This is a genomic window from Enterovirga rhinocerotis (assembly GCF_004363955.1).
Classification (GTDB): domain Bacteria; phylum Pseudomonadota; class Alphaproteobacteria; order Rhizobiales; family Beijerinckiaceae; genus Enterovirga; species Enterovirga rhinocerotis.
The window spans coordinates 340,685-357,894 of record NZ_SNZR01000014.1; the positions used below are offsets into that span (position 1 = coordinate 340,685).

16 protein-coding genes are annotated in these 17,210 nt (G+C 68.9%); 5 read left to right on the forward strand and 11 right to left on the reverse strand.

Going from position 1 to position 17,210, the window contains the following annotated elements; genetic code table 11:
* The first annotated feature begins 137 nt into the window (after positions 1-137).
* Together EV668_RS18310 and purU are read left to right on the forward strand one after the other, a co-directional pair.
* Positions 138-647 carry a YciE/YciF ferroxidase family protein gene (locus EV668_RS18310; RefSeq protein WP_133772742.1) on the forward strand — a complete coding sequence of 170 codons (510 nt, stop codon included), beginning with the start codon at positions 138-140 and terminating at the stop codon, positions 645-647.
* Between the two features lie 219 nt (positions 648-866).
* The gene (purU, locus tag EV668_RS18315) at positions 867-1,724 is read left to right on the forward strand and encodes a formyltetrahydrofolate deformylase (protein ID WP_166652540.1); all 858 of its coding nucleotides are present in this window, start codon (positions 867-869) and stop codon (positions 1,722-1,724) included.
* Between the two features lie 66 nt (positions 1,725-1,790).
* Here purU and EV668_RS18320 read toward each other — a convergent pair whose 3' ends face one another.
* Positions 1,791-2,339 carry a cupin domain-containing protein gene (locus EV668_RS18320; protein ID WP_133772744.1) on the reverse strand — a complete coding sequence of 183 codons (549 nt, stop codon included), beginning with the start codon at positions 2,337-2,339 and terminating at the stop codon, positions 1,791-1,793.
* Positions 2,340-2,478: 139 nt separating this feature from the next.
* Here EV668_RS18320 and aptA point away from each other — a divergent pair, with 139 nt between their 5' ends.
* Both aptA and EV668_RS18330 read left to right on the forward strand, forming a co-directional pair.
* Positions 2,479-3,804, forward strand: coding sequence for an omega-aminotransferase AptA (gene aptA, locus EV668_RS18325; protein WP_133772746.1), 1,326 nt, complete (start codon positions 2,479-2,481; stop codon positions 3,802-3,804).
* Positions 3,805-3,818: 14 nt separating this feature from the next.
* The gene (locus EV668_RS18330) at positions 3,819-5,318 is read left to right on the forward strand and encodes a CoA-acylating methylmalonate-semialdehyde dehydrogenase (RefSeq protein ID WP_133772748.1); all 1,500 of its coding nucleotides are present in this window, start codon (positions 3,819-3,821) and stop codon (positions 5,316-5,318) included.
* Between the two features lie 43 nt (positions 5,319-5,361).
* On the opposite strand, the gene EV668_RS18335 is transcribed toward EV668_RS18330, so the two are convergent.
* The 10 genes from EV668_RS18335 to dapA form a co-directional block, all read right to left on the reverse strand.
* On the reverse strand, positions 5,362-5,610 hold the full coding sequence (locus EV668_RS18335) for a formate dehydrogenase subunit delta (protein WP_133772750.1): 249 nt from the start codon (positions 5,608-5,610) through the stop codon (positions 5,362-5,364).
* Positions 5,607-6,356, reverse strand: coding sequence for a formate dehydrogenase accessory sulfurtransferase FdhD (fdhD, locus tag EV668_RS18340; protein WP_245513300.1), 750 nt, complete (start codon positions 6,354-6,356; stop codon positions 5,607-5,609). The genes EV668_RS18335 and fdhD overlap by 4 nt, the downstream gene beginning before the upstream one ends.
* Positions 6,357-6,426: 70 nt before the next feature.
* Positions 6,427-9,270 carry a formate dehydrogenase subunit alpha gene (fdhF, locus tag EV668_RS18345; RefSeq protein ID WP_133772754.1) on the reverse strand — a complete coding sequence of 948 codons (2,844 nt, stop codon included), beginning with the start codon at positions 9,268-9,270 and terminating at the stop codon, positions 6,427-6,429.
* Positions 9,271-9,279: 9 nt separating this feature from the next.
* A complete protein-coding gene (locus tag EV668_RS18350; protein WP_133772756.1) occupies positions 9,280-10,833 on the reverse strand; it encodes a formate dehydrogenase beta subunit in 1,554 nt (517 codons plus the stop codon).
* Positions 10,830-11,300, reverse strand: a complete 471-nt coding sequence (locus EV668_RS18355) for a formate dehydrogenase subunit gamma (protein ID WP_133772758.1) — start codon at positions 11,298-11,300, stop codon at positions 10,830-10,832. The genes EV668_RS18350 and EV668_RS18355 overlap by 4 nt, the downstream gene beginning before the upstream one ends.
* A gap of 95 nt (positions 11,301-11,395) precedes the next feature.
* On the reverse strand, positions 11,396-12,289 hold the full coding sequence (locus EV668_RS18360; RefSeq protein ID WP_133772760.1) for a LysR family transcriptional regulator: 894 nt from the start codon (positions 12,287-12,289) through the stop codon (positions 11,396-11,398).
* A gap of 149 nt (positions 12,290-12,438) precedes the next feature.
* Positions 12,439-13,008 carry a peroxiredoxin gene (locus EV668_RS18365; protein ID WP_133772762.1) on the reverse strand — a complete coding sequence of 190 codons (570 nt, stop codon included), beginning with the start codon at positions 13,006-13,008 and terminating at the stop codon, positions 12,439-12,441.
* Positions 13,005-13,403: a VOC family protein gene (locus EV668_RS18370; RefSeq protein WP_133772763.1), complete on the reverse strand. Its 399-nt coding sequence runs from the start codon at positions 13,401-13,403 to the stop codon at positions 13,005-13,007. Before EV668_RS18370 ends, EV668_RS18365 begins: the two co-directional genes overlap by 4 nt.
* 6 nt (positions 13,404-13,409) lie before the next feature.
* On the reverse strand, positions 13,410-13,886 hold the full coding sequence (smpB, locus tag EV668_RS18375) for an SsrA-binding protein SmpB (protein ID WP_133772765.1): 477 nt from the start codon (positions 13,884-13,886) through the stop codon (positions 13,410-13,412).
* A gap of 102 nt (positions 13,887-13,988) precedes the next feature.
* Positions 13,989-14,882 (reverse strand): 4-hydroxy-tetrahydrodipicolinate synthase, encoded by an 894-nt coding sequence (dapA, locus tag EV668_RS18380; RefSeq protein WP_133772767.1) that lies wholly within the window; start codon positions 14,880-14,882, stop codon positions 13,989-13,991.
* An 89-nt stretch (positions 14,883-14,971) separates the two neighbouring features.
* Here dapA and EV668_RS18385 point away from each other — a divergent pair, with 89 nt between their 5' ends.
* On the forward strand, positions 14,972-17,209 hold the full coding sequence (locus tag EV668_RS18385; protein ID WP_133772769.1) for a lytic transglycosylase domain-containing protein: 2,238 nt from the start codon (positions 14,972-14,974) through the stop codon (positions 17,207-17,209).
* Position 17,210 lies beyond the last annotated feature (1 nt).

A 17,210-nucleotide genomic window follows, 5' to 3' on the forward strand; every position in this document is an offset into this window, starting at 1 on the left:
TCGGTGCGCGGAGCTTGCTGCCGGCACCGGATGGAGGGGCGGACGAAGGGCAAGATCGCCTCGTCGGTGCGCGGCCGAACGCCGGCGCCTCGGACGGAACAACCGCTCACGAGGCGCATTTTGTGGGCGTGTTTCCGATGGAGGTTCCGGTGGCCGAGAAGACCCTCGACAATCTGTTTCTCGATACGTTGAAGGACATCTACTACGCGGAGCGCAAGATCCTGAAGGCGCTGCCGAAGATGGCCCGCGGCGCGCAGTCCGAAGCCGTCAAGGCCGCTTTCGACAAGCACCGTCTCGAAACGGAGACGCATGTCGAGCGCCTGCAGCAGGTGTTTGAGATTTTGGGCAAGCGCGCTCAGGGAAAGACCTGCCCGGCGATCGACGGCATCGTCGAGGAGGGCGAGGAGATCCTCGACGAATACAAGGGCTCGGCTGCGCTGGATGCCGGGCTGATCTCCTCCGCCCAGGCGGTCGAGCATTATGAGATCACGCGCTACGGCACCTTGCGCCGGTGGGCCCAGGAACTCGGGCTGAAGGACGCCGTCAAGCTCTTCGACCAGACCCTGGCCGAAGAGCGGAAAACGGACGAGGCGTTGACCGGCCTCGCCGATGCATCCGTCAACCGGAAGGCGAAGAAGGCGGCCTGAGACGGTTTCATCGTCCCGGGGGTGCCGGAAGCGGTGCCGCCGGGCGGTCCGGACAGCCGACCCGACGAGTGCAGGTCCGCCGGCGACCGGCGCTCAGGGGCTCCAGATCCGTCGTTCTGCAGATGCGAAGCTCTTGGGGTTTTGGCATGGCGCACCAGGGCGCGCGCCGTATAAGCGGCGCGACGGGCCGACCGGTATCGGCCAGAACGGGGCGCCTGAATGACATTGCCGACCAGTTTCACCCTCACGCTGACCTGTGAGGACCGCCCGGGCATCGTCGCGGCGGTGACGACGGAACTCGCCGCGATCGGTGCCAATATCGCCGAGAGCAACCAGTTTTGGGACCGAAGCCCCAATCGGTTCTTCATGCGGATCGCCTTCACCGCGCCCGTCGACACGACGACGGATTCGGTCGCCCGGAATCTGAAATCGGTGGTCGATCGCTTCGGGATGCAGTTCGAGATCTCGGACAATGCGCGGATGCCGAGGATCGTGATCATGGTCTCGCGGTTCGACCACGCGATGCTGCATCTGCTGTACCAGATCCGCGTCGGCTGGCTGAAGGCCGAGGTCGTGGCGATCGTCTCCAATCACGACGACAGTGCGGCCGTCGCGCAGCGGGAGGGGATCGCCTACCACCACTGGCCTGTCACGAAGGACACCAAGGCCGAGCAGGAGGAGCGTCTGCTGCAGCTCGTGCGGGACAAGCAGGCCGATCTCGTGGTCCTCGCCCGCTACATGCAGGTCCTGTCCGACAACCTGTCCACGCGCCTCTATGGCAAGGTCATCAACATCCACCATTCCTTCCTGCCCTCCTTCAAGGGCGCGAAGCCCTATCATCAGGCCTTCGAGCGCGGCGTGAAGCTCATCGGCGCGACCTCGCATTACGTCACGCCCGATCTCGACGAGGGGCCGATCATCGAGCAGGAGACCGAGCGCGTCACGCATGCGATGACCGCCGAGGACTTCCTCGCGACCGGCCGGGATATCGAGAGCCGGGTCCTCGCCCGCGCGGTGAAGATGCATCTCGAGCGTCGCGTCATGCTCAACGGCCGCAAGACGATCGTGTTCTCATGAGGCGCGCGGCGGTCCGGGGGCTCTCCCGAACCGCCGTCCGTGCCCGCGCGCCGATGGCGGCGGGCGTCAGAAGCTGGGCGGCGTGCAGGCGCTGACCACTTCGCAGGGAACGGGGCCGACGCAGCGGAAGCGATGCGGGCGACGGCTCGAGAACCGGTAGGCATCGCCGGGCCCCAGGATCTTGCGCTCGTCGTCCACCGTGACCTCGAGCCGCCCGCTCAGCACGATGCCGCCCTCTTCCCCGTCATGTGAGAGCGGGACGCGGCCGGTATCCGAGCCGGGCTCGTAGCGCTCCTTGAGGATCTGCAGCGCCCGGCCGAACAGGTTGTCGCCCACCTGCCGGTAGGAGATGCGGCCCTTTCCGATCTCGACCAGTTCCTCGCTCGCGTAGAAGACCTTCTCGCCCCGCTCAGGCTGAAGCGAGAAGAAATCGCCGAGACCGATCGGGATCGCATCGAGGATCCTTTTCAGGGCGCCGACCGACGGATTGGTCTGGCCGGATTCGATCAGCGAGATCGTCGAATTCACCACGCCCGCGCGGCGCGCCAGAGCCCGCTGGGACAACCCGTGCAGCATCCGCACGTAGCGCAGACGCGCACCCACATCCTCGTTCATGCCCACGGCCCCGTTGAGGGTGTTCTGTCAGCGCAAACACTATGCGCCTCATTGAGCATTTTCAACGGCTTGAGAGAATCAAGAAAAGGACTTGTTGGCCTGTTCGAAACGGGCTTCCTGCCGGCATCAGGAGAGTCTCATGAACGCCCCGTCGCGCACCAACCGTCCCAGCCTCGAATCCTTCTGGATGCCCTTCACCGCCAACCGCCAGTTCAAGGCGGCGCCGCGGATGTTCGTGGCGGCCGAAGGCATGCACTACACGAGCGACGACGGTCGCCAGGTGATCGACGGCACGGCCGGGCTCTGGTGCGTGAATGCCGGGCACGGCCGGCGCCAGATCGTCGAGGCGGTCGAGCGCCAGCTCTCGACGCTCGACTTCGCTCCCACCTTCCAGCTGGGCCATCCGATCGCGTTCGACTTCGCCGAAAGGCTCGCGGCGATCGCCCCGGCCGGGATCGACCGCGTTTTCTTCACGGGGTCCGGCTCGGAATCGGTGGACACCGCGCTCAAGATCGCCATCGCCTATCAGCGGGCGATCGGCCAGGGCACCCGCACCCGCGTGATCGGACGCGAGCGCGGCTATCACGGCGTCGGCTTCGGCGGCATCTCGGTCGGCGGTCTCGTCAACAACCGGCGCGTCTTCCCGCTCCTGCCGGGAGCCGATCACATCCGGCACACGCATGATCTGGCGAAGAACGCCTTCGTGAAGGGCCAGCCGGAGCACGGCGCGGATCTCGCGGACGATCTCGAAAGGCTCGTCCAGCTGCACGGCGCGGAGACCATCGCGGCCGTGATCGTCGAGCCGGTCGCGGGCTCGACCGGCGTGCTCGTGCCGCCAAAGGGCTATCTCGAGCGGCTGCGCGACATCGCCACCCGGCACGGCATCCTCCTGATCTTCGACGAGGTCATCACCGGGTTCGGACGCCTCGGCGCGCCCTTCGCCACCGACTTCTTCGGCGTCAAGCCCGACCTCTTCACCACCGCCAAGGGGCTGACCAACGGCACCATCCCGATGGGGGCCGTCTTCGCCAGCCGCAAGGTGCATGACGGGCTCATGACCGGCCCCGAGAGCGCCATCGAGCTGTTCCACGGTTACACCTATTCCGGCCATCCGGTGGCCTGCGCCGCGGGGATCGCGACGCTCGACGTCTATGCGGATGAAGGGCTTCTGACGCGCGCCGCGTCGATCCAGGCCTATTGGGACGAGGCCATCCATGGCCTGAAGGGCACGAAGAACGTGATCGACATCCGCACGATCGGCCTCATCGCCGGGATCGAGCTTGAGTCCCGTCCCGGGGCGGTGGGCGCGCGCGCCTACGACGTCTTCGTGGATTGCTTCGAGCGGGGCCTGCTGATCCGCGTCACGGGCGACATCATCGCCCTGTCGCCGCCGCTGATCGCCGAGACGAGCCACATCGACGCGATGGTGTCGATCCTGTCCGACGCGCTCGCACGCGCGAACTGAGCGGAGCCTCCTCCATGCCGACCGAAATCCACCATTTCGTCTCGGGCGCGCGCGTCTCCGGCCGTTCCGACCGCACCGCTCCCTGCTTCAATCCGGCGACCGGCGAGCAATCCGGCATCGTGCCGCTTGCCTCGGCCGTCGAGGTCGGGAGCGCCGTCGCCGCCGCGAAGCAGGCCTTCCCGGCCTGGGCCGAGACGCCCCCTCTGCGCCGCGCGCGAATCCTCAACCGCTTCCTGCGCCTGTGCGAGGAGCGGACGGACCAGCTCGCCGCGGTGATCACCGCCGAACACGGCAAGGTGCTCTCGGATGCCGCCGGCGAGATCCAGCGCGGCCTCGAAGTCGTCGAATTCGCGACCGGGATCCCGCAGCTTCTCAAGGGCGAGATCACCGAGAACGTCGGCACGCGCGTCGATTCCCACTCCCTGCGCCAGCCGCTGGGCGTGGTCGCGGGCATCACGCCGTTCAACTTCCCGGCGATGGTGCCGATGTGGATGTTCCCGGTGGCGATCGCCTGCGGGAACTGCTTCATCCTGAAGCCGTCCGAGCGCGATCCCTCCGCCTCGCTCCTGATGGCCGAGTGGCTGATCGAGGCCGGGTTGCCGGCCGGCGTGTTCAACGTCGTCCACGGCGACAAGGAGGCCGTCGACGCGCTGCTGCATCATCCCGACGTGCAGGCCGTGTCCTTCGTCGGCTCGACGCCGATCGCGCGCTACATCTACGGCACGGCCGCGCTGCAGGGGAAGCGCGCCCAGGCGCTGGGCGGTGCCAAGAACCACATGATCGTCATGCCGGATGCCGATCTCGATCAGGCGGCCGACGCGCTGATGGGCGCGGCCTACGGATCGGCGGGCGAGCGCTGCATGGCGATCTCGGTCGCCGTTCCGGTCGGCGAGCAGACCGCCGAGCGCCTTCTGGAGAAGCTGGTTCCGCGGGTCAGCGCGCTCAAGGTCGGCCCGGGCACGGATCCGGAATCGGAGATGGGCCCGCTCGTCACGCGCCAGCACCGCGACAAGGTCTCCGCCTATATCGACCAGGGCGTCGCGGAGGGGGCCGAACTCGTCGTCGATGGCCGCGGCCTCTCGCTCCAGGGCTACGAGAACGGCTACTTCCTCGGCGGAACCCTGTTCGACCGCGTCACGCCCGACATGACCATCTACAAGGAGGAGATCTTCGGGCCGGTTCTCGCGATCGCCCGCGCGCCGGATTACGCGACCGCCGCACGGATGATCAACGAGCACGAATTCGGCAACGGAACCGCGATCTTCACGCGGGACGGCGACGCGGCGCGGGATTTCGCCCATGCGATTCAGGTCGGCATGGTCGGGATCAACGTTCCGATCCCGGTGCCGATGGCGTTCCACTCCTTCGGCGGCTGGAAGGCATCTTTGTTCGGCGACCATCACATGCACGGCCCGGAGGGCGTCCGGTTCTACACGCGCCTGAAGACGATCACCTCGCGCTGGCCGACGGGCATCCGCGCCGGGGCCGACTTCGTCATGCCGACGCTGGGCTGACCCTCGGGCTGACCTGGGCGAGCGCTGAGGATCCGAGCGATCCTCAGCGCGTGCTGGCCGGGAGCCGGGGCGTTCCGAGTTCCGGGTCCATCGCGAAGGCGGCGCGCACGAGCGGATCGACGGGAAGGTCCGGGTCGTCGAGCCGGGCCGCGAGGTCGAGCCGCATCCGCGGCGACCAGAACGACTTGATGTGGCCGTGCACGCCCTTCACGGCCTCCTCCTCGGGATACGATCTGAAGAAGGCCGCGATCTGGTTGGCCATCCGGGCGAGCTTCGGCGCCGCGTCGGTCATGCGACGAGGTCCCGCCGGGCGGAGGGCGGCCCTTCGACGAAGGTGGTGACGCCGTCCCGTCGGGCGATCGCGATCAGGCGCATGCCGAGGCGCTCGGCCTGATCGAGCGCGAGAGAGGTCGGCGCCGAGACAGCCACCAGCATCCCCGCGCCGAACGCTGCGCTCTTCTCGACCATTTCGAAGGAGCATCGGCTCGTGATCACGATGAAGCCGGAGGCCGGATCGATCCGGTCCCGGAGCAGGGCGCCGATCAGTTTGTCGAGCGCGTTGTGGCGCCCGACATCCTCCCGCAGCACCAGGACCTCGCCCTGCACGTCGGCCCAGGCGGCCGCGTGGACGGCACGGGTGCGGGCATTGAGGCTCTGACCGGCTTCGAGGCTCGACAAGGCCCGCCGCAGCGCGGGCAGCGCGACGCGGGGTGGCGCCCGCACGGCGAGTTCCGGGCGCCGGATCGCCGCGAGGTCCTCGATCCCGCAGAGGCCGCATCCCGAGCGGCCCGACATCGCCCGGCGTCGGGCGAGATGCTGCGAGAGACGATCCGGCGCGAGATCGATTCGGAGCCTGATCCCGCCCTCGACCTCCTCTGTCTCGATGCCGCGGACATCCGCCGCATTCTGCACGACGCCCTCGGTGAGGCAGAAGCCGAGCCCGAACTCGTCGAGATGCGTCGGCGTCGCCATCATCACGGCGAAGGGGATGTCGGCGAAGACGATCTCGACGGGCATCTCGACGGGCACGTCGATCATGCGCTCATCCGGTTCGGAGGTTCCGAAGCGGAGGGTCCTGGCGGCCACGCGCCGGGCAGGCGACCGGCTGCTATTCCGCGGCATCGAGTCGATCGGCGATGCGGGTCAGGCTGAAATCCTCCTCGTAGAACCTGGCCTGCCAGTCGGAGGGGCGGTTGGTCCGCCGGACCTGGACGGCCGTGACCTTGTATTCGGGGCAGTTCGTCGCCCAGTCCGAATAATCCGTGGTGATGACGTTGGCTCCGGTCTTGGCGTGATGGAAGGTCGTGTAGACCACGCCCGGCTGCATCCGGTCGCTGATCGCGGCCTTGAGCGAGATCGCCCCCGAGCGGCTCTCCAGCGCCACGAGATCGCCGTCGACGACGCCGCGGCTCTCGGCATCGAAGGGATGGATCTCGAGCACGTCCTCGGCGTGCCAGCGCGAGTTCTCGGTGCGCCGCGTCTGCGCGCCGACATTGTACTGGCTGAGAATGCGACCGGTCGTCAGGAGCAGGGGGAAGCGCGCGCCGGTCCTCTCGTCGGTGGGGATGAACTCGGTGATCATGAAGCGGCCGAGGCCGCGGACGAAGCGGTCCACATGCATGATCGGCGTCCCCGCCGGCGCCGCGTCGTTGCAGGGCCACTGGATCGAGCCGAGCCGCTCCAGCTTCTCGTAGCTGACACCGGCGAAGGACGGCGTGGTCGCGGCGATCTCGTCCATGATCTGCGAGGGATGGTCGTAGCGCATCGGGTATCCGAGCGCGTCCGACAGCATCATGGTGATCTGCCAGTCGGCATGGCCGGAGAGCGGGGACATCACCTTGCGCACGGGGGATATGCGCCGCTCCGCATTGGTGAAGGTGCCGTCCTTCTCGAGGAAGGAGGAGCCCGGCAGGAAGACGTGGGCGTATTTGGCGGTCTCGTTCAGGAAGAGGTCCTGAACCACGACACATTCCATCGCGAGAAGGCCCGCCGTCACGTGCTGGGTATCGGGATCGGACTGGGCCGGGTCCTCGCCCTGCACGTAGATGCCCTTGAACCGCCCCTGGACCGCCTCGTCGAGCATGTTCGGGATGCGCAGCCCCGGATCGTCCCGAAGGCCGACGCCCCAGAGCTTCTCGAAGATCTCGCGCGCGGCATCGCCCGAGACGTGGCGATAGCCCGGCAGCTCGTGCGGGAACGAGCCCATGTCGCAGGAGCCCTGGACGTTGTTCTGGCCCCGCAGCGGATTGATGCCGACGCCTCGGCGGCCGATATTGCCGGTGGCCATGGCGAGGTTCGCCATCGCCATGACGGTCGTCGAGCCCTGGCTGTGCTCGGTCACGCCGAGGCCGTAATAGATCGCCGCATTGCCGCCCGTGGCATAGAGCCGGGCGGCCGCCCTGACCTCGGCCGCCGGGACCCCCGTGACGTTCTCGCTCGTCTCCGGCGCGTTGCGGGGATCGGCGATGAAGCGCGCCCAGGCCTCGAAGGCATCGAGGTCGCAGCGCTCCCGGATATAGGCCTCGTCGACCAGCCCCTCGGTCACGACCACATGGGACAGCGCATTAAGCAAGGCGACGTTGCTGCCGGGCCTGAGCGCCAGATGGTGCTCGGCTCCGACATGCGGGGACTTCACGAGGTCGATCCGGCGCGGATCGGCGACGATGAGCCGAGCTCCCTCGCGCAGGCGCTTCTTCAGGCGCGACCCGAAGACCGGATGACCATCGGTCGGGTTCGCGCCGATCAGCAGGATGACGTCGGCCTCGCCGACAGAGGCGAAATCCTGGGTGCCCGCCGAGGTGCCGAGCGTGGCGTTCAGCCCGTAGCCGGTTGGCGAATGGCAGACGCGCGCGCAGGTATCCACGTTGTTGTTGCCGAAGGCCGCGCGGATCAGCTTCTGGACGAGATAGGTCTCCTCGTTCGTGCAGCGCGAGGAGGTGAGGCCGCCGATGGCATCGACCCCGTAGGTCGCCTGGATGCGCCTGAACTCGGAGGCCGCCCTCCCGATCGCCTCCTCCCAGCTCACCTCGCGCCAGGGATCGGTGATCCGCTCGCGGATCATCGGCTTCGTGATCCGGTCCTTGTGGGTCGCATAGCCGTAGGCGAAGCGGCCCTTGACGCAGGAATGGCCCTCGTTCGCCCGGCCGTGCTTGGAGGGGACCATCCGCACCAGTTGCTCGCCCTGCATCTCCGCCTTGAAGGCGCAGCCGACCCCGCAATAGGCGCAGGTCGTGATGACGGAATGCTCCGCCTTGCCCATCCGGATGACGGAATTCTCGTTCAGCGTCGCCGTCGGGCAGGCCTGCACGCAGGCGCCGCAGGAGACGCATTCGGAGCCGAAGAAATCGGTGCCTCCCGGCGAGACCCGCGAGGCGAAGCCGCGGCCCTCGATGGTCAGGGCGAAGGTGCCCTGAACCTCCTCGCAGGCCCGCACGCAGCGGCTGCAGACGATGCATTTCGAGGATTCGAAGGTGAAATAGGGATTCGATTCGTCGGTGGGCGCATCGCGGTGGTTCGCTCCCCCCTCGCCGTAGCGAACGTCGCGCAACCCGACGGCACCGGCCATGTCCTGCAATTCGCAATCGCCGTTGGCCGAGCAGGTCAGGCAGGTCAGCGGATGGTCGGAGATGTAGAGCTCCATCACGCCGCGCCGAAGCCTGGCGAGCTTCGGCGTCTGCGTCCGGACGACCATTCCCTCCTCGGCGGGCGTGGTGCAGGAGGCCGGCGTGCCCCGGCGTCCCTCGATCTCGACGAGGCAGAGCCGGCAGGAGCCGAAGGCTTCGAGCGAATCCGTGGCGCAGAGCTTCGGGACCTGCGTCCCCATCGTCGCGGCGGCGGCCATGACTGAGGTGCCGGCCGGAACGCTGACCTGCCGACCGTCGATCGTCAGCGCGACCTGCAACGGCGCGAGGCGGATCGGCGTTCCGGTATCCAGTTCCTGGATGAGGGCCATCGGGCGCTCCTACTCCGCAGCCATCAGGGTGGACGGCCGCCGAAAATCCTCCGGGAAATGATCGAGCGCGCTCAGCACGGGCAGCGGCGTGAGCCCGCCCATGGCGCAGAGCGAGCCGTCGGTCATGACCTCGCAAAGGTCGCGGACGAGATCGACGTTCTTCTCGGGCTCGATCCCGGCCCTGATCCTGTCGACGGTCTCGACGCCGCGGGTCGAGCCGATGCGGCAGGGCGTGCACTTGCCGCAGCTCTCCTCCGCGCAGAACTCGAAGGCGAAGCGGGCCTGGGCGGCGAGGTCGACCGTGTCGTCGAAGACCACGACGCCGCCATGGCCCAGCATCCCGCCCTTGCCGGCGAAAGCCTCGTAGTCGAGCGGCGTGTCGAGCAAGGCGTCGGGAAAATAGGCGCCGAGCGGTCCTCCGACCTGCACGGCGCGGAGCGGGCGACCCGAGCGGGTGCCGCCGCCGAACGCCTCGATCAGGTCTCGGAGCGTCGGCCCGAAGGCGAGTTCGACGAGGCCGCCGAAGCGGATGTTGCCCGCGAGCTGGAAGGCGAGCGTCCCGCGCGAGCGGCCGATCCCGAACTCGGCATAGGCCCTCGCGCCCTGGGCCAGGATCCACGGCACGCTCGCCAGCGACAGCACGTTGTTGACGATGGTCGGCTTGCCGAAGAGGCCCCGGATCGCCGGCAGCGGCGGTTTCGCCCGCACCACCCCGCGCCGGCCCTCGAGGCTCTCGAGGAGGGAGGTCTCCTCTCCGCAGATATAGGCGCCGGCGCCGAGGCGGGTCTCGATCTCGAAGGCGCGGCCCGACCCCATCACCGAGGGGCCGAGAAAACCGGCTGTCCGCGCCGCGGCTACGGCCTCGCTCATCGCGCGGAAGGCATGCGGATATTCGGACCGGATATAGACGAAGCCCTTTTCGGCTCCGACGGCGAGGCCGGCGATGGCCATGCCCTCGATCAGCGAGAAGGGATCGCCTTCCATCAGGATGCGGTCGGCGAAGGTGCCGCTGTCGCCCTCGTCGGCATTGCAGACGACGTATTTGCGATCGGCCTCGGCGGCGAGGACGGTCGCCCATTTGATCCCGGTCGGGAAGCCGGCGCCGCCCCGGCCACGGAGACCGGAGGCCGTGACCTCCTCGACGACGGCACTCCCATCCATCGCCGCCGCCCGCCGCAGACCCGCCCAGCCTCCATGCGCCTCGTAATCGGAGGGGGAGAGCGGATCGACGATGCCGCAGCGCGCGAAGGTCAGGCGCGTCTGCCGGGCCAGATACGGGATGTCCTCGGGGCGGCCGAGGTGGAGGGGATGAGCGCCTCCGGCAAGCCAGCCCGCCGCGAAAAGGCCCGGCACGTCGGACGCCAGGACCGGGCCGTAGGCGATCCGGTCATCGCCCTGTTCGACCTCGACCATCGGCTCGAGCCACAGAAGCCCGCGCGATCCCGTCCGCACGATCGCGACATCGAGCCCGCGCCGGGCGGCCTCGGCGGCCACGGCCTCGGCCACGCGATCGGCGCCGAGCGCCAATGCCTGGGCATCCTTGGGCACGAAGATCCGGATCATGCCCGCAACTCCGCGAGCCTCGCATCCAGCGTATCGGGGGTGAGATCGCAGGCCGGCTCCCCGTCGATCATCGCCGAAGGGCCGCGGGCGCAGAGCCCGAGGCAGAAGACCGGCTCGAGCGTCACCTCGCCGTCCGAGGTCGTCTCATGCCAGCCGATGCCGAGACGTCGCCGGGCGTGATCGGCGAGGGCGACGGCGCCGACCGCCTGGCACGCCTCGGAGCGGCACAGCCGGACGACATGCCGCCCGGGCTGCTCCCGTCTGAAGTCGGGGTAGAAGGTCGCGACGCCGTGCACCTCCGCGCGCGACCAGTTCAGCGCCGAAGCAACCATGGGAATGGCTTCGGCGGGCACGCAGCCGAATGCGTCGGTCAGGGCGTGCAGGATCGGGAGCGCCGCTCCTTCGCGATGCGCGTGAGCCTCGATCAGGTCTCTCGCGCGGCCGCTGTCCCAGGGCTCGTGGTCCATCCCTCGCCGCGTCCGCCGCTTCGTGTCCTGCGGACGAAGATCACTCAGTTTGGAACAATTGCAATAATGGAGCGCGATGTTGCGATAGCATAAAGCTATCGAGCGAAGGCCCGCGCCACCTCCCGGGCCGTCGCCAGCAGGGCGGCGACGAGCGGGGTCGTCGGCTCGCGATCGGCGACGATCAGACCGACGGAATGGGCGATATCGGGGTCGACGATCGGGATCGAACTCACGGTCGGCGGCAGGCCCAGGCTTTCGGCCACGACCTTCGGCAGCACGCTCGACCACTTGCCCGTCCGAACATGCGACACGAGCACGATCGTCGAGTTCGACACCAACGTCGGCGTCGTGGACAGGCCGGTATTGCGGAGCATCTGGTCGATGATCCGCCGGTTCTGCATGTCGGGCGTGAGCAGGCAGAGCGGCAGGGGCGCCACCTCCGACCACGTCACGGACGCACGTTCGCCGAGAGGGCCCCCGCTATCGGTCAGGAGGTGATAGCGCTCGTCATAGAGCGGCACCGTCCGAACCTGGCCGACCGGCTCGTTGTCGAGATAGCTCAGGCCGGCCTCGATCTCGAGATTGTCGAGGAGGTCGAGGATCTCCCTGGACGTGCGGGACAGGATCGAGAAGCGGACGGCCGGGTAGCGGGCTCGGAACGGCGTCGTCAGTTCTGCCACCATCGGCAGCGCGGTCGGGATGGCCGCGATACGGACATGCCCTTCGAGCCCGTGCCGGAGCGCGGCCAGATCCGCGCGCAGGCCCCGCACGTCGCCGAGGATGCGGCGGGCCCATTCCACCACCCGCTCGCCCTCCGGCGTGAAGCCGACGAACTTCGAACTGCGCTGGACGAGGAGGACGCCGAGCGCGTCTTCGAGCGCCTTGACGCCGTTCGAGAGGGTCGGCTGGCTCACGTTGCAGGCGGCGGCGGCCTTGCCGAAATGCCTCTCCCGGCCAAGCGCCAGGATGAACTCGAGCTGACGGATCACTCCTCCTCCTCCTGCGCACCGAGAGCATCATAGCCTGCACGCATCGGCTGGCTCCCGGTGCCGACGAAGGGCGGTGCCGTCATCCTCCCTTCGCATCCACCGATCGGTCGGGAGGGCCGATGCCGATGCTCCCGTCGAACGGCAGGCCGCTATGCCGAGGCCTGCGTCTTCAGCCAATCGAGCACGACTTCCGCGCTGCGGTCGGGCGGGAAGACGGGGTAGAAGACCCGGCTCACCCGGCCGTCATCGACGACGAGCGTCAGGCGCTTGAGGAGGGTCATGCCGCCGGCCTCGAAGGTCGGCAGGCGCGCGGCTCGGGTCAGCGCGAACGATTCGTCGGACAGGATCGGAAAGGGCAGGTGCAGCCGTTCCGCCATCTCGGATTGGTAGGCGGTCGATTGGGTCGACAGGCCGAAGACGCGTGCGACGCCGAGCGCCGAGAGTTCGGCGAAATGATCGCGGAAGCCGCAGGATTGCGGCGTGCAGCCGCGTGCGCCGGGGATCGCATCCCAGCCCGGGAGGCTCGGCTTCCCCGGCTCGGCCGTCCGCGGATAGGCGTAGACGATCGTCCGGCCGGCGAGGCGCGCCAGCGAGACCTCGGACCCGTCCGTCGCGGCGAGCGCGATATCCGGGATGGCCGAGCCCGCGAGATGCGCGGCTCCGCCGTCGTCGACCGGGACCGGCAGATCGGCCGGCAGGGTGGTGAGGTCCTGGCTCATCTGTCCTCGTCCTTCCCGTAGACGATGAATTCGAGCAGCGAGCCGTCCGGATCGCGGAAATAGAGGCTCGTGCCGTCGCCGAGCGCCCCGCTCCGGGGCACCGGCCCGAGTTCCACGGCCACGCCGTGGCGCTCGAGATGGGCCTTCGCCTCCTCGACCGAACCGTCCCAGACGAAGCAGAGATCGCTGTTGCCGGGCATCACCGGCAGCCGGGCGACCGGATCGGCGGCCTTGCCCGGACCATGGCAGTTCAGCTGGACCGTCCCGAAGCGATAGGCGAAGCCCGGCCGGGTCGGGATCGGCTCGGCGCCGAGCACGTCGCGGTAGAAGGCGGTGGAGCGCTCCCAGTCCGACACGTGGATGACGCAATGGTCGAGGCGGACGGGAGGCGGCATGGTCGGCTAGCCCTTCGCCCGCAGGAGGCGGGCCTTCTCGCGATCCCAGTCCTTCTTTTTCTCGGACTGGCGCTTGTCGTGAAGCTGCTTGCCGCGCCCGAGCCCGAGCTCGATCTTCGCCCGTCCGCGCTCGTTGAAATAGAGCTTCAGCGGGACGAGCGTGAAGCCGTCCCGCTGCGTCGAGCCGATGAACTTCGCGATCTGGCGCTTGTGCAGGAGGAGCCGGCGCGGGCGGCGCGGCTCGTGGTTGAAGCGGTTCGCCTGCAGGTATTCGGGGATGTTGGCATTGAACAGGAACAACTCGTTCCCCGACGGGCCGGCATAGGCTTCGCCGATCGTCGCCTTGTTGGCGCGCAGCGACTTCACCTCCGTCCCGGTCAGCGCGATGCCGGCCTCGACGGTGTCGACGATCTCGTAATTGTGCCGCGCCTTGCGGTTGTCGGCCACGACCTTGAGGCCGCCCGCGTTCTTGTCCTTGGCCATCGCCTAGATCCGTGAGTCACATTCATCCGCGCGGCGCGGCCTCCTCGCCTGACCCTCCCCGAAGGGGGAAGGTCGGGCGAGCCACCGACCTTCATCGCGTCGTCAGCCGTTCAGCAGCCCCGCATGGACCATCGCGGAGCGGATGGCCTTCTTCGTCGGCTCGGTGACGGGGAGCAGCGGAAGCCGAACCTCCTCGTTGCCGCGTCCGAGAAGCGACAGGCCGCATTTCGCGCCGGCGAGGCCTGGCTCGAGGAAGATCGCATCGTGCAGCGGCACCAGCCGATCCTGGATCGCGAGCGCGCCGGCATAGTCGCCCGCGAGCGACTTCGCCTGCATCTCGGCGCATTGCGCCGGCGCGACGTTCGAGACCACGGAGATGCAGCCATGCCCGCCTGCGGCGTTATAGGCGAGCGCCGTCATATCCTCGCCCGAAAGCTGGAGAAAATCAGGGCCCATGGCGTGGCGTTGCTGGGACACGCGGGCGAGATTCGCGGTCGCGTCCTTCACGCCGGCGATGTTCCCGAGTTCGTAGAGCCGGCTCATCGTGGCGACGGACATGTCGACGACCGAGCGCGGCGGGATGTTGTAGATGATGATCGGAATGCCGATGGCGTCGTTCACCGCCTTGAAATGCTGGAACATGCCCTCTTGAGTGGGCTTGTTGTAATAGGGCGTGACGACGAGCACCGCGTCGGCGCCGGCCTTCTCCGCGTGACGGGCAAGCGCGACCGCCTCGGTCGTCGCGTTCGAGCCCGCGCCCGCGATCACCGGCACGCGCCCCTTCGCCTCATCGATGCAGATCTCGACGACGCGGCCATGTTCGGCATGGTTCAGCGTCGGGCTCTCGCCCGTCGTGCCGACCGGAACGAGCCCGTTCGTGCCGCTCTGGATCTGCCAGTCGACCTGCTTTCGCAGAGCCTCCTCGTCGATCTTGCCGTCCTTGAACGGCGTCACCAGCGCCGTGAGCGAGCCCTTGAAGCGGCTGGTCGCCGACATGATTCGATCCTCCCCGCGGCGGCCGTGATGGCCCGCAGACCGACCCGGACACATAGTGCGCCCGGCCGAGCGAGGCAAACGGCGCCGTGATGCGAATCGCCCATACCTCCCTCGCCGCCATGCTCGCGGTGCTGCTGGCCGCGCCGGCGGCCCATGGCAATCCGCGGACCGCCAAGCCCAAGCCTCCGGCGCGGCCGGCCGCGCTCGCCGCCCCGGCGACCGCGCTCCCTGTGGCCGCCGCCGCCGCATCGGTGCAGGACACCGCCGGCGAGGGCAAATCCTCCCCGCAGGGCGAGCGCGACGCGCAGGAGAACGCGACCGGCGTCGAGGGCGACGGCGAGGAGAAGGCGACGGCGGCGGCTCCTCCCGCGCCGGCCGTCGAGCATCCGGACATCGCCAAGGTGCGCGACGCCGTCGCCGCCTACCGCAAGGGCGATTTCGCCGGGGGCGACGCGGTCCGCAGGCGCGTCGAGACGCCGGGGGCCGGCGCGTTCCTCGACTGGGCCGCGATCCGGCTCGGGGGCGGCGGGATCGGCTTCGACCGCGTGACGGCCTTCATCCACGCCTATCCGGACTACCCCAACAAGGCTTGGCTACGGCGCCGCAGCGAGGAGACGCTCCTCTACGAGCGCCGGCCTGCCGCCTTCGTCCGCGGGTTCTTCGCGCGCGGAGTGCCACAGACGGCATGGGGCAAGCTCGCCCTCGCCATCGCCTTCCGCGCGGACGGGCTGACGGAGGATGCCGACGATCTGGTGCGGGATGCCTGGCGCAACGACACCTTCGGCCGGGAGCTCGAGGCCCGGTTCCTGGACGCCTTCAAGGACACGCTCACGACCGCCGACCATCGTTTCCGGATGGAGCGCTTCCTGCTGCGCGAAAGCTGGGAGCCGGCGCGTCGCGCGGCCTCCTATGCGGGGGAGGGCTACGATGCCCTGGTGAAGGCGCGCATCGCGGTCGAGCAGCGCGCGCGGACCGCCGAGAAGCTGGTCGAAGCGGTCCCCGCGAACCTCAAATCCGACACGTCGTGGCTGTTCTCGCGGGTCCGGCATCTGCGCCGGGCCGAGAAGGACGCGGAGGCCGCCAAGATCCTGACCGATCTCACGCGCGATCCGGCGCAGCTCGTCAACGGCGACGCCTGGTGGGTCGAACGCCGGCTCGTCGCCCGGAAACTGATCGACGACGGCGATCCGAAAGCCGCCTACGCCATCGTCACCGGTCACGGTGCGACCTCGGCGGAGCGGCGGATCGAGGCCGAGTTCCTGAGCGGCTGGATCGCGCTGCGGCGCCTGAACGATCCCGCGGCTGCGCGCCGCCATTTCGACCGCGCGGCCGCTCTCGCGACCCAGCCCATCTCCCAGTCCCGCGCCGCCTATTGGCAGGGGCGGGCGGCGGAGGCCGCCGGCACCCGGGAGGAGGCCCGTGCCCTCTACCGCGAGGCGGCCGGCTACGGCATCACCTATTACGGCCAGCTCGCGGCGGCGAAGCTCGACCAGCCCTCCGTCGCCGTGCGCGAGCCGAGCGGCCGGGTCCCCGCGACGCCGGCCCCGTTCGTCGATGCGGTCCGGGTGGCCTATGCGGCCGGGTTCCGCGAGCTCGGCTTCCCGCTCTCCATCGAATTCGGGCGGGGCGGGAGCGATCCCGTCGAACTCGAGGCGGTGGCGGCCGTGCTGACGGCGCAGGGCGATGCGAAGGCCGTGTTGACGCTCGGCAAGCTCGCCACCCAGCGCGGCCACCCGCTCGACGAGGCCGCCTTCCCGACCTTCGGCATCCCCGCCTTCGAAGCGGTCGGCAAGACGCCGGTCGAGGCGGCCATGGTCCATGCCATCGCGCGCCAGGAGAGCATGTTCGATCCCGCGGCCGGCTCGCCGGTCGGGGCGCGCGGCTTGATGCAGCTCATGCCGGGCACCGCGCTCGCGACCGCGAAGAAGGCAGGGCTGACCTACGAGCCCGGCCGCATCCTCGACGGCGTCTACAACGCCCAGCTCGGAGCCGCTCATCTCGGCGACCTGATGGAGGATTACCGCGGCGCCTTCATCCTCGTCTTCGCCGCCTACAACGCGGGCCCGGGTAACGTGCGGAAATGGATCGCGGCCCATGGCGACCCGCGCCTGCCAGGCGTCGACCCGATCGACTGGGTCGAGCTGATCACGTTCTCGGAGACGCGGAACTACGTCCAGCGCGTGATGGAGAACCTTCAGGTCTATCGTCGGCGGCTGAACGGTCCGGTGCCGCTCACGATCGATCGCGACCTCAAGGCCGGCGGGATGCCCGGCCGCACCGCCCAGGGCGAGGAAGCACGCTCCTCGGGCCTCGCCGCCAATCCCTGAC

Coding starts and splice junctions, on each gene's coding strand:
- EV668_RS18310 (WP_133772742.1), top strand. CDS start 138: ATGGAGGTTCCGGTGGCCGAGAAGACCCTCGACAATCTGTTTCTCGAT.
- purU (WP_166652540.1), top strand. CDS start 867: ATGACATTGCCGACCAGTTTCACCCTCACGCTGACCTGTGAGGACCGC.
- EV668_RS18320 (WP_133772744.1), bottom strand. CDS start 2,339: ATGAACGAGGATGTGGGTGCGCGTCTGCGCTACGTGCGGATGCTGCAC.
- aptA (WP_133772746.1), top strand. CDS start 2,479: ATGAACGCCCCGTCGCGCACCAACCGTCCCAGCCTCGAATCCTTCTGG.
- EV668_RS18330 (WP_133772748.1), top strand. CDS start 3,819: ATGCCGACCGAAATCCACCATTTCGTCTCGGGCGCGCGCGTCTCCGGC.
- EV668_RS18335 (WP_133772750.1), bottom strand. CDS start 5,610: ATGACCGACGCGGCGCCGAAGCTCGCCCGGATGGCCAACCAGATCGCG.
- fdhD (WP_245513300.1), bottom strand. CDS start 6,356: ATGATCGACGTGCCCGTCGAGATGCCCGTCGAGATCGTCTTCGCCGAC.
- fdhF (WP_133772754.1), bottom strand. CDS start 9,270: ATGGCCCTCATCCAGGAACTGGATACCGGAACGCCGATCCGCCTCGCG.
- EV668_RS18350 (WP_133772756.1), bottom strand. CDS start 10,833: ATGATCCGGATCTTCGTGCCCAAGGATGCCCAGGCATTGGCGCTCGGC.
- EV668_RS18355 (WP_133772758.1), bottom strand. CDS start 11,300: ATGGACCACGAGCCCTGGGACAGCGGCCGCGCGAGAGACCTGATCGAG.
- EV668_RS18365 (WP_133772762.1), bottom strand. CDS start 13,008: ATGAGCCAGGACCTCACCACCCTGCCGGCCGATCTGCCGGTCCCGGTC.
- EV668_RS18370 (WP_133772763.1), bottom strand. CDS start 13,403: ATGCCGCCTCCCGTCCGCCTCGACCATTGCGTCATCCACGTGTCGGAC.
- smpB (WP_133772765.1), bottom strand. CDS start 13,886: ATGGCCAAGGACAAGAACGCGGGCGGCCTCAAGGTCGTGGCCGACAAC.
- dapA (WP_133772767.1), bottom strand. CDS start 14,882: ATGTCGGCGACCAGCCGCTTCAAGGGCTCGCTCACGGCGCTGGTGACG.
- EV668_RS18385 (WP_133772769.1), top strand. CDS start 14,972: ATGCGAATCGCCCATACCTCCCTCGCCGCCATGCTCGCGGTGCTGCTG.